Origin of the sequence: Streptomyces sp. CB02366 (assembly GCF_001905905.1) — a bacterium.
GTDB lineage: Bacteria > Actinomycetota > Actinomycetes > Streptomycetales > Streptomycetaceae > Streptomyces.
Map to the genome: position 1 here is coordinate 705,028 of NZ_LIVT01000001.1, position 15,388 is coordinate 720,415.

Sequence of the window (15,388 nt, forward strand, 5' to 3'; positions counted from 1 at the left end):
CCCGGTCAGATCCAGCTGAGTTCCCACAGCCGCCAGGTGCCGGTGCCGTCGGAGAGGTACTGGGAGCCGGCGACGTCGGACTTGGCGACGACGTAGTCCTTCTTCTGCCACAGCGGCAGCAGGGGCACGTCCTCGACGACCAGCGTCTGGAGGTCCTTGAAGTCGCCGGAGGTGCGGCTGCGGTCGCTGTACTGCTGCGTGGCGGCGATCAGCTGGTCCATCTTCTTGCTGGAGTAGCCGCTGTGCAGGACGTTCCCGGTGCCGACGAGGGGCTGGCTGAAGGTGTCCGGGTCCGGGAAGTCGGGGAACCAGCCGACGGTGTACATGTCGTACTTACCGGCCGCGTACTCCTTCTGGTACTTCGTCCACTCCACGGCCTTGAGCGTGACCTTGAACAGGCCGTCCTTCTCCATCTGCCGGCGCAGCTCGGCGGTCTCCTTGGTGTACATGTCGCCCTCGCGGTAGGCGAAGAACACGGGGACCGGCGTCTTCGCCCCGGCCTGTTCCAGGAGTCGCGCGGCGCGCTGGGGGTCGGAGGCGGGGTAGGTGTCGAAGAAGGGGGTGCTGTGCCCGATGTAGCCGGTGGGGATCAGCGAGTACAGCGGGTCGACGGTGCCCTGGTAGACGTTCCGCACCAGCGGGCCCCGGTCGAGGAGCGCGGCGACGGCCTGGCGGACCTTCTTGTCCCGGAAGGGCGAGTCCTCGCGGAGGTTGAAGACGACGTTGCGGATCTCGGCGCTGGCCGCCTCGGTCACCCGCACCTCCGGGTCGTTCTGGTCCAGCTCGGCGAGCGTCTCGGAGGGGAGCTGGCGGTGCGCGATGTCCACCTCGCCCTCGTCCCAGGACCTCTGGAGCTCCTCGGAGGTCTTGAAGTACCGGATGTCGACCGCTTCGCCGGTCTTCTTGAGCGCGCCCTTGTACTTGAGGTTCGGCACCAGCTCGGCGCTCTTGTTCGTCTCGTACGACTTCAGGACGTACGGGCCGGAGCCGTCGACCTGGTCACCCTTGCGGATCTTGTCCTTCGGGTACTTGGTCGGGTCGACGATCGCCGCGGCGCCGGTGGCGATCTTCTGCGGGAAGGTCGCGTCCCGGGCGGAGAGGTTGAACGTGATCGTCCGGCCCTCGGTGGTGACCGTGTCGAGCGTGGGGAAGAGGCCCGCGGGGCCGACGTCCGACTTGATCGTGAAGATCCGGTCGAAGGAGTACTTGACGTCCTCGGCGGTGATCTTGCGGCCGTTGGAGAAGACCAGGTCGTCCCGGAGCTTGCACTGGTACGTCTGGAGCTTCTGCCCGACGAACCCGCAGCTCTCCGCCGCGTCCGGTTCCGGGGTGACGGCGCCGGGCTTGAAGGTCATCAGCGACTGGTAGATGTTGCTGTAGATCGCCCAGGAACCCGCGTCGTAGGCGCCGGCCGGGTCGAGCGAGGTGACGACGTCCGACGTCCCGACCGTGATCGCGTCGGTCTTCCCCTCCCCCGACGGGAGCAGTTGCCAGGCACCGACGCCCGCTATGACCAATACCGCGAGAATCGCGAGAATCCGCACCCGGACCGACCGCATTGCCGTGCTCTCCCTTGCCAACCCCACCTCGGCGGTGGCGTCTGGGACGCGCACATCGCCGCATGTTCGCGCTTACCCAATCACACGATTTTCACATCTGGAAGAGTAAATGGGGCGCTCACAGCCTTTTGTTGGACACGATCGGGAAACTCTGTCCGAAAAGGCTGTTTCCTGCCTTCCACCTGCGGGTTTATGTAGCGGACGGTGATCTCGCGGTGTGGATTTCATGACGATCGAACCGGAGTTCCCGACCCGTCGCACCCGCAACGGGGCTACGCCTGGCGGGAGGCGAGTTCCACGACGGTGATGTCGGACGGCGCGCCCACCCGGACCGGCGGCCCCCAGGCTCCGGCGCCGCGCGAGACGAACAGCTGGGTGTCGCCGTAGCGTTCGAGCCCGGCGACGGTGGGGTTGGCCAGCTCCGCGAGGTAGTTGCCGGGCCAGAGCTGTCCGCCGTGGGTGTGTCCGGAGAGCTGGAGGTCCACGCCGTGCTCGACGGCGTCGTGGATCACGACGGGCTGGTGCGCCATGAGGACGGCGGCACGGCCCCGGTCCCGGTCGCCCAGCGCGCGGGCGAAGTCCGGCCCCTGGCCCTCGGTCTCGCCCGCGATGTCGTTGACGCCGGCGAGGTCGAAGCCCTCGATCTCCACCCGGGCGTTCTCCAGCGGGACCAGGCCCAGTTCGCGGACGTGGTCGACCCACTGCTGCGCGCCGGAGAAGTACTCGTGGTTCCCGGTGACGAAGTAGCTGCCGTGCCGGGCCCGCAGGGATGCCAGCGGTTCGGCGGCGGAGCCGAGGTCGGCGACGGACCCGTCGACGAGGTCGCCGACGACGGCGATCAGGTCGGGCGAGGTCGCGTTGATCGTGTCGACGATCCGCCGGGTGTGCGCGCGGCCGAGGATCGGGCCGATGTGGATGTCGCTGACCACGGCGATCCGGAAACCATGGGCCGCGCGGGGCAGTCTGGCCAGCGGGACGGTGATCCGCTTGACGCTCGGGCCGCGCAGCACGCCGTAGGCGCCGTACCCGACGGTGGCGAGCCCGGCGGCGGCCGCCGCGCCGCCGACCACCCGGGAGACGAAGAGACGACGGGAGGGGGCGGCGGGGGCGGCCGGCTCCGCCGCGGGTTCCGTCGTGGATTCCGCTTCCGGTTCCGTCACCGGCTCCGCGGCCGTCCGTACCGCCGGGTCCGCGGAGTGCGGGTCGGCGGGCGAGGGGGCGTCCGGGGAGAGGTCCGATGAGGTGGACACGCCGGCCGATCCGGACGGCACCAGCTCTTCGCTACGGGGGCGGGGCCCGCCCGGGGCCACGGGGTCCGGGTCGGCAGCCGAGCCCGTCACCGCTGCGGACGCCGTTCCGGAGGAGGTTCCGGATGCCGTTCCGCTTCCCGGCGCGCCCGCCCTCGCGTCGCGGCGGGCGAGAAGGCGGAGGAGGACCGGGCGGACCACCTCGCCCACGAGCAGCGCCAGCGTCAGGTACAGCAGGCAGGCCAGCCACAGGAAGCCCGGCCAGGCCAGCACCTGCTGGAGCCGGAAGGGGGCGCCCACCCGCCCCGAGGCCATCGCGCCGACGCTCAGCAGCGGGAGCGCGAAGGCCGCGACGGTGCCCACCCGGCGCAGCGTGCTGCCCGGCGCGGTGGTGTCACCGACGAAGCGCCGCCACAGGTACCGGTGTACGGCGCCGAGCAGCGCCAGCACCACGAGCGCCACCAGAGCGAAGACCACTGCTGCCATCCGAGCTTCCCCACGTTCCCGTCGTCATGCGCGCTCGTCGCGCAAAGCCCGGACTCCGCGCAACCCGATCACGCCGACCGCCGTCCCCAGAAGAAAGGACGTGACGGCGAGCAGCAGGTGCACCCAGAAGTAGCCGGTCGGATCGCCCGCGTCGTCGAAGGCGAGGCCGCTGCCGTCCTGCCACAGGTTTTTGACGAAAGTGATCCAGATGAACCAGCTCCACACCCCGAACGCGAGCAGGAACCAGGACACGCGGCGGCTGAGCTTCATGGATCCAGTATCGCCGCCGTCGGCCGGCGCTCTCCTCCGGGGTCGCGTCCGGACAGGGCCGTCCTGGCGTTCCCTGCGGCGGGTCCGCCGGTCCGGGTCCGCATCCCTTCCTTCTCCCTGTACGTTTCCGACCGTGCCTGCTCTGAAAAAGATCGTCCTCACGATCGCCTCCGCCGCATTGTTGTCCGGTTTCGTCCTCAGTCCCGCTGCGGCGGCCGACAAGGACAAGAGCGACGACAAACAGCCCAAGCCGCCGAACACCATGTCGAGCCTGGGCGGCGAGCAGCTCGGCAAGGCCGGCACCCAGGTCAACCTGGGCCCGGGAGCACCGGTGCTGCCCAAGAAGCTGAGCGGCCGCTCCTGGATCGTCGCGGACGCGGAGAGCGGGGACGTCCTGGCGGCGCACAACGCGCACTGGCGGCTGCCGCCCGCCTCCACGCTGAAGATGCTCTTCGCGGACACGCTCCTGCCCGCGCTCCAGCCCGCCACCCTGACCCACAAGGTGAAGGAGAGCGAGCTGTCCGGGGTGGGCGAGGGCAGCAGCCTCGTCGGGATCAAGGAGGACCACACCTACACGGTCCACGACCTGTGGCTGGGGGTGTTCCTGCGGTCGGGCAACGACGCGGTGCACGTCCTGTCGGAGATGTACGGCGGCGTCCAGAAGACGGTGGACGCGATGCAGGCGCACGCCGAGGAGCTCCAGGCGCTGGACACCGTGGTGGTCTCGCCGGACGGTTACGACGCGCCGCGCCAGGTCTCCAGCGCGTACGACCTGACCCTCATCGCCCGCAGCGGACTCCAGAAGAAGGACTTCCGCGAGTACGCCGCGACCGCGTCGGCCGTCTTCCCGGGCGAGAAGAAGAAGGGCGAGAAGCGCGATTCCTTCGAGATCCAGAACACCAACCGGCTGATCACCGGGGACATCGGCGTGGACCCGTACCGGGGCATCGCGGGCGTCAAGAACGGCTACACCACCCACGCGGGCAACACCTTCACCGGCGTCGCCGAGCGCAACGGCAAGGTGCTGCTGGTCACGGTCATGAACCCGTCCGCGGAGGAGAGCCACGCCGTCTACAAGGAGGCCGCGCACCTGCTGGACTGGGGCTTCGCCGCGAGCGGCAAGGTGGCCCCGGTCGGCCAGCTGGTGCCGCCGAAGTCCGTGGACACCGGTACCGGCTCCACGACCGGCGGCAAGGGCGCGGCGCCCGCGGCCGGAACGGACCAGGGTGCGGGTGACCAGGCGGAGGCCACGCACGCGTCCGCCTCGGACGGTTCCAACGGGGTCGGGACCGCTCTGGCGATCATCGGCGGGCTGCTGGTGGTCCTGGCCGCCGGGGTCTTCCTGGTCAACCGCCGCTGGCCGCTGACCGGGCGGGCCCGCGAAGCGGGAACGGGGACGGCGGAAGCGGCGGGGAAGCCGGAGACGGGGGACGGCGAGGAGGGAGCGGGGAGCGCCGGAGCACCCGCCCCGGCCGCCCCGGCCGACAAGCCCTAGCCGCGGGTGGAGCCGCCGGGGGCCTCGGCGGTGGCCTGCTCCGTCCCCGGCTCGCCGGGCTCCCCGGCCTCCTCCCGTCCCACGCCCTCCTCCTCCTTGCTGCCGGTCGCCGTCCAGGCGGCGCAGAACAGCAGCAGCTTCGCGGTGAAGTTGATCCACAGGAGCAGGGCGATCGGCACGCCGAACGCGCCGTACATGCTCTTGCCAGCGACGCCCTTCATGTAGCTGCCCAGCAGCAGCTTGAGCAGTTCGAAGCCGACCGCCCCGAGGAGGGCCGCGACCACCAGCCGCCGCCTCGGCGGCTCCACGCCGGGCAGCAGCGACAGCAGGTAGAGCAGCAGCAGGAAGTCGGCGGCGACCGCGACCACCAGCGCCGCCACCCGCAGCAGGAAGCCGCCGGCCCCGTTCTCGGGGATGCCGATCAGGTCGGCGGTCCAGCCGACCGCCGTCGAACCGACGGTGGAGACCGCCAGCGTGGCCAGCGCCGCGCCGCCGAGGCCGACCAGCAGGACCGCGTCCTTCACCTTGGCGACGACCGGGTTGGCCTCCTGGACGTCGTCCAGCTCCCATACGGCGCGCAGGCACTCCCGCAGCGAACCGACCCAGCCGACCCCGGTGAACAGCAGCAGGGCGCCCGCCACCAGGCCGATCGTCCCCGCGTTGGCGATCAGCCCGTCGATCCCCAACTGGTCGGAGATGCCGGGCACCTGGTCGGCCACCTGCTCCTTGAGGGTGTCGATCTGCCGGTCGCTCAACAGGGCGGCGGCGACCGCCGCGCCGACCGCGATCAGCGGGAAGAGCGCCAGGAAGCTGATGAAGGTGATCGCCGCCGCGAGCCTGGTCCAGTGGACCCGGTCGAGCCGCTCGTAGGAACGCCAGGCATGCGTCTCCATGAGCCGGGCGACCAGGGGACCGATCACCGGGAGTCTCTTCAGCCAGTCCATGGCCTCACGCCTACCCTCCTGGGCCCGGAACACCAGTGGCCCGCCCCGGACTCTCCCGGACCCCTCCGGCGGATGCCCGCCCCGCTCCGCCGACACACCCACCATCACCCGTTCCGGTGAGCCGACCGACCAATGCCGCAAAGGGGATTTAGCGGACGATACGGTCACCTTCATGTCCGTCGACACGGTGTCCTTGACCGGCTGGGGCCGCACCGCCCCGACGACCGCCGTGCGGTTCCGCCCCCGTACGTACGAGGAGGCGGCCGCCGTCGTACGCGGGCGGGGGCCGCGGGGCGTCCTCGCGCGCGGGCTGGGACGGTCGCCCGGGGACGCGGCGCAGAACGCCGGCGGCTCGGTGCTCGACCTGACGGGGCTGGCCCGGATCGGCGCCGTCGACCCGGCCGCCGGGGCGGTGCGCTGCGACGCGGGAGTGAGCCTGGAGCGGCTGCTGCGGGTGCTGCTGCCGCTGGGCCTGCTCCCGCCGGTCGTGCCCGGGACCGGCCGGCTGACGGTGGGTGGGGCGATCGCCTCCGACCTGCCCGGCCTCGACCACCGGCGCTCGGGCTCCTTCGCCCGGCACGTGAGCGCCCTGGAGCTGCTCACCGCCGACGGCGAGATCCGTACGGTGCTGCCGGGCACCGCTCTCTTCGACGCGACCGCGGGGGGTTTGGGGCTGACCGGGGTGATCCTGGGCGCCACGCTCCGGCTGCGGCCCGTCGCCACGCCGCTGATGTCCGTCTCCACCGAGCGGGCCGGGGACCTGGACGAGCTCCTGGCCCGGTTCACGGCGGGCGGGGACCGGTTGCCGTACGCCTCCGCGTGGATCGATCCCACGGCCCGGGGCCGGGCCGTGGGGCGCGGGGTCCTCACCCGGGGGGAGCACGCGCCTCCTCATGCGCGCCCGGCGCACGCGGGGCGCACCTGGTGGCCCGGCCGCTCCGGCGCCGGGTGGCGGTCCCCGTCCCCCGCCCTCCTGCCCCGCCCCCTCTCCGGCCTCCTCGCCGGGCTCCCTCCGGTGCCGGGCGGACTGCTCGGGCCGGGCCCGGCCGCCCTGGGCAACGGGGTCCGCCACCGGCTCGCGCCCCGCGTGCGCACCGGCGAGCCGCGTCCAGCGACGGCCTTCTTCCACGCCCCGGACGCCGGCCCGGAGGCGAATCTCCGGTACGGCCTGGTGCGGTACGCGTTCACCGTGGGACACGGCCACGAGGAGACCCTGCACCGGGTGGTGCGCCGGCTCGCGGCGCACCGCGGCCCCGCCCTGCGGGCCGTGCTGCAACGGTTCGGGGCGGCGGGCCCCGGCCTCCTGTCGTTCCCCGCGCCCGGCTGGTCGCTGACCCTCGACCTGCCCGCCGCCCTGCCCGGTCTGGCCCGTCTGCTGGACGGCGTGGACGAGGAGGTGGCCGCCGCCGGGGGCCGGGTCTGCCTGGCGGAGGACTCCCGGATGCGGCCGGAGACGGCGGCCGCGATGTACCCGCGTCTCGCGGAGTTCCGGGAGCTGCGGGCGCGGCTGGACCCGACCGGGGCGTTCCGCTCCGACCTCGCGCGCCGCCTCGGGCTGTGAACGGCCTCCGCCCCGTCCGCCCGCGCTTTCCCCCACCCTCTGACAGGAGATGTACGTGAAGGATGCCTTCGGCGCCCCGCAGTCCCTGCTCGTCCTCGGCGGCACCTCCGAGATCGCCCTGGCCGCCGCGCGGCGGCTGATCGCCCTGCGCACCCGCCGGGTCTGGCTGGCCGGGCGCCCCTCCCCGGCCCTGGAGTCGGCCGCCGCCGAGCTGCGGGGCCGGGGGGCGGAGGTGTGGACCGTCGAGTTCGACGCGCTGGACCCCGCCTCCCACGAGGCGGTCCTCGGCAAGGTCTTCGCGGAGGGCGACGTCGACGTGGTGCTGATGGCGTTCGGAGTCCTCGGCGACCAGGCGCGGGACGAGGAGGAGCCGATGGCCGCGGTCCGGGTCGCCCAGACCAACTACACGGGGGCGGTCTCCGCCGGGCTGGTGTGCGCGGGCGCACTCCAGGCGCAGGGGCACGGTTCGCTGGTGGTGCTGTCCTCGGTGGCCGGGGAGCGCGCCCGGCGCGCGGACTTCATCTACGGCTCCAGCAAGGCGGGGCTCGACGCGTTCGCCCAGGGGCTCGGGGACGCGCTGGAGGGGACCGGGGTGCAGGTGCTGGTCGTCCGGCCGGGCTTCGTCCGGACGCGGCACACGGCGGGGCGGCCGGAGCAGCCGTTCGCCACCGGCCCGGAGGAGGTGGCGGAGGCGATCGTCACCGGGCTGCGGCGGCGCTCGGAGACCGTGTGGGTGCCCGGTTCGCTGCGGGTGGTGATGGCGGCGCTGCGGCACCTCCCGCGCCCGCTGTTCCGCCGGCTGCCGGTCTGAGCGAGGGCTTCCCCTAGGTCAGCCGGCCCCGGGCGGCCGGATCAGGGCCGCAGCGACGGGGCCGAGGACGACACCTCGACCGCGCAGCCGCCCTGGGCGGGGACGGCGGGCGCGCCGCCGCCTCCACCGAAGGGGAAGTCGCGGAGCTTGCGCCAGACGGCGTCCGGGCCCTGCTCGTACAGCGCGAAGGAGCCGCAGGTCCAGGCCGCCTCGTAGTCCGCCAGCTCCTCGTAGGCCCGGTCCATCGCCTCCTCGGAGATGCCGTGGGCGACGGTGACGTGCGGGTGGTACGGGAACTGGAGCTCGCGCACCAGCGGCCCGGAGGCGTCCCGTACCCGCTTCTGGAGCCAGGAGCAGGCCGAGGCGCCCGCGACCACCTGGACGAAGACGACCGGCGAGAGCGGGCGGAAGGTGCCGGTGCCGGAGAGCCGCATCGGGAACGGCCGGCCGGCCGTGGCGATCGTGTCGAGGTGCGCCTCGATCGCCGGCAGGTCCGCCGCGTCCGCCTCCGTCGGCGGAAGCAGGGTGACGTGGGTGGGAATGCCGTAGGCGGCAGGGTCACCGAAGCTCGCGCGGCGTTCCTGGAGCAGGCTGCCGTAGGGCTCCGGGACCGCGATCGAAACGCCGAGCGTTACGGTCCCCACGTCGTTCTCCTCCGTCGTCGATGGTCGCTTTTCGGTCATGCCGTGCGGGCCGGGCGCCCGGCCCGCACGTTCCGCCGCAAGTGTGGCCCCTGCGGCCGTGATCTCGCCAGGGTCCTTGGACTCAGTGCTTGGCGGGCAGGAAGCCCATCCGGTCGTACGTCTGTGCCAGGGTCTCGGCGGCGACGGCGCGGGCCTTCTCCGCCCCCTTGGCCAGGATCGAGTCCAGCGTCTCCGGGTCGTCCAGATATTCCTGGGTGCGGGAGCGGAAGGGAGTGACGAATTCCACCATGGCCTCGGCCACGTCGGTCTTCAGCGCGCCGTAGCCCTTGCCCTCGTACCTGCGTTCCAGATCCTCGACGGGGCTGCCCGAGAGGGTGGAGAGGATCGTGAGCAGGTTGGAGACGCCCGGCTTCTTCTCGGCGTCGAACCGGATCACCGTGTCGGTGTCGGTGACCGCGCTCTTCACCTTCTTCGCGGTGGCCTTCGGGTCGTCGAGCAGGTTGATGAGGCCCTTCGGCGTGGAGGCCGACTTGCTCATCTTCACCGCCGGGTCCTGGAGGTCGAAGATCTTCGCCGTCTCCTTGAGGATGTACGGCGCGGGGACGGTGAACGTCTGTCCGTACCGGCCGTTGAAGCGCTCGGCGAGGTCGCGGGTGAGCTCGATGTGCTGGCGCTGGTCCTCGCCCACCGGGACCTGGTTCGCCTGGTAGAGCAGGATGTCCGCGACCTGGAGCACCGGGTAGGTGAAGAGGCCGACGGTGGCCCGGTCGGCGCCCTGCTTGGCGGACTTGTCCTTGAACTGCGTCATCCGGGACGCCTCGCCGAAGCCGGTGAGGCAGTTCATCACCCAGCCGAGCTGGGCGTGCTCGGGCACGTGGCTCTGGACGAAGAGCGTGCAGCGGTCCGGGTCCAGGCCGGCCGCGAGCAGCTGCGCGACGGCGAGCCGGGTGTTGGCCCGCAGCTCGGCGGGGTCCTGCGGGACCGTGATCGCGTGCAGGTCCACGACCATGTAGAAGGCGTCGTGGCTCTCCTGCAGCGCCACCCACTGGCGCACCGCGCCCAGGTAGTTGCCGAGGTGGAACGAGCCCGCGGTGGGCTGGATGCCGGAGAGCACGCGCGGACGGGCGGCCGCACCGGTGCGGCCCGTCTGCGGCTGGTCGGTGGGGAGGTCGGAGGCCATGGCCCCATTGTCTCAGGTGCGGGGGCGTTCTCCGGCAGCCGGTGCGGGCGGAGAGGGCGCGCGGTCGCGGGAGCCGGGGGCACGGGAGCGCACGCCCGGGACGAAGCGCCCGTTCCACCCGCCCGCGTACGACGGCGGGCGCGCCGGGGGGCGGAGGTTTCCCGGCGCGGGATCCGACCGACGATACAAAGTGGGCGCCACCCCGGCCCCCCGCCGCACGACGAACGGAGACCCCGTGTCGACCACGGAAACCGCCATCGCGTCCGCCGAGGCGCACAGCGCGCACAACTACCACCCGTTGCCGGTCGTCGTGGCCTCCGCCGAGGGCGCCTGGATGACCGATGTCGAGGGCCGCCGCTACCTCGACCTGCTCGCCGGATATTCGGCGCTCAATTTCGGCCACGGCAACCGCCGCCTCATCGACGCGGCCAAGGCCCAGCTGGACCGCGTCACGCTGACGTCCCGGGCCTTCTTCCACGACCGGTTCGCCGACTTCTGCACGGAGCTGGCGGCGCTGTGCGGCATGGAGACGGTACTGCCGATGAACACCGGGGCGGAGGCCGTGGAGACCGCGGTGAAGACCGCCCGCAAGTGGGGCTACCGGGTCAAGGGCGTACCGGACGGCATGGCCAAGATCATCGTGGCCTCGGACAACTTCCACGGCCGCACGACGACGATCGTCAGCTTCTCCACCGACCCGGAGGCACGGGCCGACTTCGGCCCGTACACGCCCGGCTTCGAGATCGTGCCGTACGGGGACCTCACCGCGATGCGGGAGGCGATGACCGAGAACACCGTGGCGGTGCTGATCGAGCCGATCCAGGGCGAGGCGGGCGTGCTGGTGCCTCCGGCCGGTTACCTCCCCGGCGTGCGGGAGCTGACCCGCGAGCGGAACGTGCTGTTCGTCGCGGACGAGATCCAGTCGGGGCTCGGGCGGACCGGCAAGACGTTCGCGCTGGACCACGAGGGCGTGGTGCCCGACGTGTACGTGCTCGGCAAGGCGCTCGGCGGCGGGGTGGTGCCCGTCTCCGCGGTGGTCTCCTCGGCGGAGGTGCTCGGCGTGTTCCGGCCCGGCGAGCACGGTTCGACGTTCGGCGGGAACCCGCTGGCCTGCGCGGTGGCGCTGGAGGTGATCGCGATGCTGCGGACCGGGGAGTACCAGGCGCGCGCCGCCGAGCTGGGCGACCACCTGCACCGGGAGCTGGGCCTGTTGACCGGCGGCGGCGCGGTGGAGGCGGTCCGCGGCCGGGGGCTGTGGGCGGGCGTGGACATCGCTCCGGCGCTGGGCACCGGCCGGGAGATCTCGGAGAAGCTGATGGAGCGGGGGGTGCTGGTGAAGGACACCCACGGCTCGACGATCCGGATCGCGCCGCCGCTGGTGATCTCCAAGGAGGACCTGGACTGGGGCCTGGACCGGCTCAGGGCGGTGCTGGGCGCCTGAGCCCGGCCCCTGCGGGAGGAGTCCGGGGGCGGTGCGGGGCCCGCCGGGCCGGCCCCGCGCCGAAGGGCCCCGGGGCGGCCCGGGCGACCCGTCCCGGGGCCGCCGGTGCCGTACCCGGCCCGGAGCCCCGGCCCCCTCACCCGTCCCGCCCGTGCCGCCCGTCCCGCCCGTCCCGCCCGCTCAGAGGATGACGTGCGGCAGGAAGCGGGCGTACTCGTCCGTGACCAGGCCCGACGACTCCCGGATGCCGAGCCCCGCCGCCTCGTCCTCGACGACCCACGCGCCGAGCACCACCCGGTTGCCGTCGAAGTCGGGCAGTGGGGCCAACTCCTGGTAGCAGCACGGCTCGTCGCGCAGGACGGGCGGAGAGCCGGGGCCGTGCAGGTCGACTCCGGCGCCCTCCCGGCCGAGCAGCGGCTTGGACACGTACCCCGCCCCGCCGGGTCCGGCCAGCTCGCGCGGGCCGTCGAGGTGGGCGGGCAGCAGGTTCGGATGGCCCGGATACAGCTCCCACAGGATCGCCAGGAGCGCCTTGTTGGAGAGCAGCATCTTCCAGGCGGGCTCGATCCAGCAGGTGGTTCCGGAGCCCCCGCCGTTGTCGAGGGTGTCCAGCACCTGCGGGCCGAAGCGGTCCGTGGCCAGCCACTCCCAGGGGTAGAGCTTGAAGCAGCTGCGGATGAACCGCAGCCGGTCGTCGACGAACCGGCCCGACAGCCGGTCCCAGCCGATCTCCTCGACGGAGAGCGCGTGCGTCTCCACTCCGGCCTGGTCGGCGGTCTCGCGCAGGTACGCGACCGTCATCAGGTCCTCGCCGAGCTCGTCGCCGTCGGAGTGGACGAAGTGCAGCGGGCCGGGCGGCAGCAGGGGCGCCTGCCGCTTCCACGCGTCGACCAGCCGCTCGTGCAGGGAGTTCCACTGGTCGGCGCCGGGGAACCGGTCCTCCATCCAGAACCACTGCGCACTGGCCGCCTCCACCAGCGAGGTCGGGGTGTCGGCGTTGTACTCCAGCATCTTCGCCGGGCCGCTCCCGTCGTACCGCAGGTCGAACCGCCCGTAGACGGAGGGCAGTTCGGCGCGGCGGCGCCAGGACTCGGCGACCAGGGCGGCGAGGCGCGGGTCGGTGATGCCGAGATCGGCGAAACGGTCCTGCTCGACGATGTGCGCGGCGGCGGCCAGACACATCGTGTGCAGTTCCTCGACGACCTCCTCCAGCGCCTCGACCTCGGGCAGCGAGAAGACGTAGTAGGCGCTCTCGTCCCAGTACGGGCGCAGCGAACCGTCCGGGTAGCGGGTGAGGGGGTAGACGACGCCCTGCGACTCGACGGTCTCCTGCCAGCCGGGGCGTGGCTCGATCGTGCGGCGCTCCATCCCGCTCAGCCCCCGCCGGACTTGGAGCAGCCGAAGCCGCCGCGGTCCACCGCGGACTTGTCGAAGCTGCCGCCCTGCACCTTGCCGTCGCCGCCCTTCTTGCCGCCGTAGTAGTACGAACCGCTGCCGCCGCCGCGGCACTCGGAGCTGGGCAGGGTCTTCTGCGTGGTGCGGTCGGCGCAGCGCTTGTCCGGCTCCGAGCCGCAGGATGTGATCGTCAGGGCGAGCAGCCCCATACCGCCGAGCACGACGGTGCTCGACCTCAGCCTTCGTCCGGCCATGTCCGGTCCTCCCCCGTGATACGTGTTCACGCCCGGGACACGCGTGCGCAACCGGGCTTCTCGTCAGACTAGTTCGACGATCTGCCGGTTTGAAACCCGGTGCCGGACGCGAGACCCTACGGCAGCACCCGGCACAGGGCCTCCAGCGCGCCCGTCCAGGCGCTCTCCGAGGGGGAGCCGTAGCCGATCACCAGGGCGTCGCGGCCCGGCGCGGCGTCCGGGTGGCGGTAGCGGTCGAGGCCCTCCAGCGCCAGGCCCTGGAAGGCCGCCGCCTGGACCACCGAACGCTCTGCGCCGGGCGGGAGTTCGAGGACCGCGTGCAGCCCGGCCGCGATCCCGCTGACCCGCACGCCCGGCGCGCGCTCGGCGAGCGCCGCGACGAGTTGGTCACGGCGGCGGCGGTAGCGCAACCGCATGGAGCGCACATGGCGGTCGTACGCCCCCGACGCGATGAACTCAGCGAGGGTGAGCTGGTCGGACGTGCCGATCGTCCGGTCGGCGGCCCCCTTCGCCGCCACCACCTCCTCCCCCAGGCTCCGGGGCAGCACCATCCAGCCGAGCCGCAGCCCCGGGGCCAGCGACTTGCTGGCGGTGCCGAGGTGGACGACGTGTTCCGGGTCGAGGCCCTGGAGCGCCCCCACCGGCTGCCGGTCGTAGCGGAACTCGCCGTCGTAGTCGTCCTCCAGGATCAGCCCGCCGGTGGACCGGGCCCAGTCGACGGCGGCGGCCCGCCGGTCCGGGTGCAGCGGTACGCCGGTGGGGAACTGGTGCGCCGGGGTGAGCAGGACCGCCCCCACTCCGCGCAGCGCGGCCAGGTCCCCGGTCCGGGCGCCGCGCTCGTCCAGCGGCAGACAGGGGATGCGCAGCCCGGCGTCGGTGAGCAGCCCCGTATGGAGGTCGAGGCCGTACGACTCGACGGCGACCTCCCTGACCCGGCGGGCGCGCAGCACCCGGCCCAGCAGCGCCAGCCCGTGCGCGAAGCCGGCGCAGACCACGATGCGCTCCGGGTCGGCGTACACCCCGCGCGCCCGCGCCAGGTACTCGGCCAGCACGGTGCGCAGTTCGACGCGACCGCGCGGGTCGCCGTAGCCGAAGGCGTCGTCGGGGGCGGCGGTCAGCGCCTTGCGGGCGGCCCTGAGCCAGGCGGTGCGCGGGAAGCCGGACAGGTCGGGGGTGCCAGGCTTCAGGTTGTGGCCGGCACCGGCCCGCACCGGCCGGGAGGGAACCGCCGCCGGGCCCGTCCGGCGGGGCGCCGCCCGTGCGGCGACCCGCGTACCCGAGCCCTGGCGGGCGGTGAGCCAGCCCTCGGCGACCAGTTCGGCGTAGGCGTCGGCCACCGTGTTGCGGGCGAGGCCCAGGTCGGCGGCGAGCACGCGGGAGGACGGCAGCCGGGTGCCGGGGGCCAGTCGGCCGGTGCGCACCGCTTCCCGCAGCGCCTCCATCAACCCGCTGCGCAGCCCCCGGCCGACCGGTTCCAGATGCAGGTCCGCGCCGAAAGTGGCCCAGGAATCCGTCATGCCAATGGACCATACCGGGGTGCCATCCAGGCCGTAGCGTCGTCCTCATGACCACTTCGCACACGCACCACCGGACCCCGGCCGACCTCGCCCCCGAGGAGCCGCAGCGGATCTCCGTCTCCCAGCTCCTCCCCGACGTCTACAAGGCGATGGTCCGGCTCGACATCGCCGCCCGCCAGGGCCTGGACCCCGTCCTGGTGGAACTGGTGAAGATCCGCGCCTCGCAGCTCAACCAGTGCGCTTTCTGCCTGGACATGCACAGCAAGGAGGCGCTCGCGGCGGGCGAGTCCGTCGAGCGGATCGTCCAGCTCGGCGCCTGGCGGGAGTCGCGGCACTTCTACACCGAGAAGGAGCTGGCGGCGCTCGCGCTCACCGAGGCGGTCACCGTGCTCACCGACGGCTTCGTCCCCGACGAGGTGTACGCGCAGGCCGCCGAGCACTTCGAGGAGGCCGAGCTGGCCCGGCTGATCGCGGCGATCACCGTGATCAACGCCTGGAACCGCTTCGGCGTCACCGGTCGGCTGACCCCGGGCCACTACACCCCCGCCGACTCCAAGGGCTGACCGCCCCCGACCGGGCCCGGC

General features: G+C 72.9%; 14 protein-coding genes. 5 read left to right on the forward strand and 9 right to left on the reverse strand.

Annotated features, from left to right (window positions below):
- Nucleotides 1-5: 5 nt before the first annotated feature.
- From AMK24_RS03045 to AMK24_RS33645, 3 genes are all read right to left on the reverse strand, one after another.
- Nucleotides 6-1,559 carry an ABC transporter substrate-binding protein gene (locus AMK24_RS03045; RefSeq protein WP_073764695.1) on the reverse strand — a complete coding sequence of 518 codons (1,554 nt, stop codon included), beginning with the start codon at nt 1,557-1,559 and terminating at the stop codon, nt 6-8.
- Between the two features lie 272 nt (nt 1,560-1,831).
- Nucleotides 1,832-3,283, reverse strand: a complete 1,452-nt coding sequence (locus tag AMK24_RS03050) for a metallophosphoesterase (RefSeq protein ID WP_073764697.1) — start codon at nt 3,281-3,283, stop codon at nt 1,832-1,834.
- A gap of 33 nt (nt 3,284-3,316) precedes the next feature.
- Nucleotides 3,317-3,562, reverse strand: a complete 246-nt coding sequence (locus AMK24_RS33645; RefSeq protein ID WP_145797862.1) for an SCO4848 family membrane protein — start codon at nt 3,560-3,562, stop codon at nt 3,317-3,319.
- Between the two features lie 133 nt (nt 3,563-3,695).
- Between AMK24_RS33645 and AMK24_RS03060 the strand changes: the two genes are divergently transcribed.
- Nucleotides 3,696-5,057, forward strand: coding sequence for a D-alanyl-D-alanine carboxypeptidase family protein (locus tag AMK24_RS03060; RefSeq protein WP_073765631.1), 1,362 nt, complete (start codon nt 3,696-3,698; stop codon nt 5,055-5,057).
- Here AMK24_RS03060 and AMK24_RS03065 read toward each other — a convergent pair.
- Nucleotides 5,054-6,001 (reverse strand): YihY/virulence factor BrkB family protein, encoded by a 948-nt coding sequence (locus tag AMK24_RS03065; protein WP_073764699.1) that lies wholly within the window; start codon nt 5,999-6,001, stop codon nt 5,054-5,056. The genes AMK24_RS03060 and AMK24_RS03065 overlap by 4 nt on opposite strands.
- 172 nt (nt 6,002-6,173) lie before the next feature.
- Between AMK24_RS03065 and AMK24_RS03070 the strand changes: the two genes are divergently transcribed.
- Together AMK24_RS03070 and AMK24_RS03075 are read left to right on the forward strand one after the other, a co-directional pair.
- Nucleotides 6,174-7,562, forward strand: coding sequence for an FAD-binding oxidoreductase (locus tag AMK24_RS03070; protein ID WP_073764701.1), 1,389 nt, complete (start codon nt 6,174-6,176; stop codon nt 7,560-7,562).
- Between the two features lie 55 nt (nt 7,563-7,617).
- Nucleotides 7,618-8,373, forward strand: coding sequence for a decaprenylphospho-beta-D-erythro-pentofuranosid-2-ulose 2-reductase (locus tag AMK24_RS03075; protein WP_073765633.1), 756 nt, complete (start codon nt 7,618-7,620; stop codon nt 8,371-8,373).
- Between the two features lie 41 nt (nt 8,374-8,414).
- On the opposite strand, the gene AMK24_RS03080 is transcribed toward AMK24_RS03075, so the two are convergent.
- Both AMK24_RS03080 and trpS read right to left on the reverse strand, forming a co-directional pair.
- Nucleotides 8,415-9,017, reverse strand: coding sequence for a 2'-5' RNA ligase family protein (locus AMK24_RS03080; protein ID WP_073764703.1), 603 nt, complete (start codon nt 9,015-9,017; stop codon nt 8,415-8,417).
- A gap of 121 nt (nt 9,018-9,138) precedes the next feature.
- Nucleotides 9,139-10,131, reverse strand: a complete 993-nt coding sequence (gene trpS, locus AMK24_RS03085) for a tryptophan--tRNA ligase (RefSeq protein WP_073765635.1) — start codon at nt 10,129-10,131, stop codon at nt 9,139-9,141.
- A 301-nt stretch (nt 10,132-10,432) separates the two neighbouring features.
- On the opposite strand from trpS, the gene rocD reads away from it, so the two are divergent.
- Complete coding sequence (rocD, locus tag AMK24_RS03090) at nt 10,433-11,638, forward strand: ornithine--oxo-acid transaminase (RefSeq protein ID WP_073764705.1); 1,206 nt, start codon at nt 10,433-10,435, stop codon at nt 11,636-11,638.
- Between the two features lie 180 nt (nt 11,639-11,818).
- Here rocD and AMK24_RS03095 read toward each other — a convergent pair whose 3' ends face one another.
- The 3 genes from AMK24_RS03095 to pdxR form a co-directional block, all read right to left on the reverse strand.
- Nucleotides 11,819-13,006, reverse strand: coding sequence for a glutathionylspermidine synthase family protein (locus AMK24_RS03095; protein WP_073764706.1), 1,188 nt, complete (start codon nt 13,004-13,006; stop codon nt 11,819-11,821).
- A gap of 5 nt (nt 13,007-13,011) precedes the next feature.
- A complete protein-coding gene (locus AMK24_RS03100) occupies nt 13,012-13,287 on the reverse strand; it encodes a hypothetical protein (RefSeq protein WP_073764708.1) in 276 nt (91 codons plus the stop codon).
- 116 nt (nt 13,288-13,403) lie between these two features.
- On the reverse strand, nt 13,404-14,804 hold the full coding sequence (gene pdxR, locus AMK24_RS03105) for a MocR-like pyridoxine biosynthesis transcription factor PdxR (RefSeq protein WP_073764710.1): 1,401 nt from the start codon (nt 14,802-14,804) through the stop codon (nt 13,404-13,406).
- A gap of 47 nt (nt 14,805-14,851) precedes the next feature.
- On the opposite strand from pdxR, the gene AMK24_RS03110 reads away from it, so the two are divergent.
- On the forward strand, nt 14,852-15,367 hold the full coding sequence (locus tag AMK24_RS03110; protein WP_073764712.1) for a carboxymuconolactone decarboxylase family protein: 516 nt from the start codon (nt 14,852-14,854) through the stop codon (nt 15,365-15,367).
- The last annotated feature ends 21 nt before the right edge of the window (nt 15,368-15,388 follow it).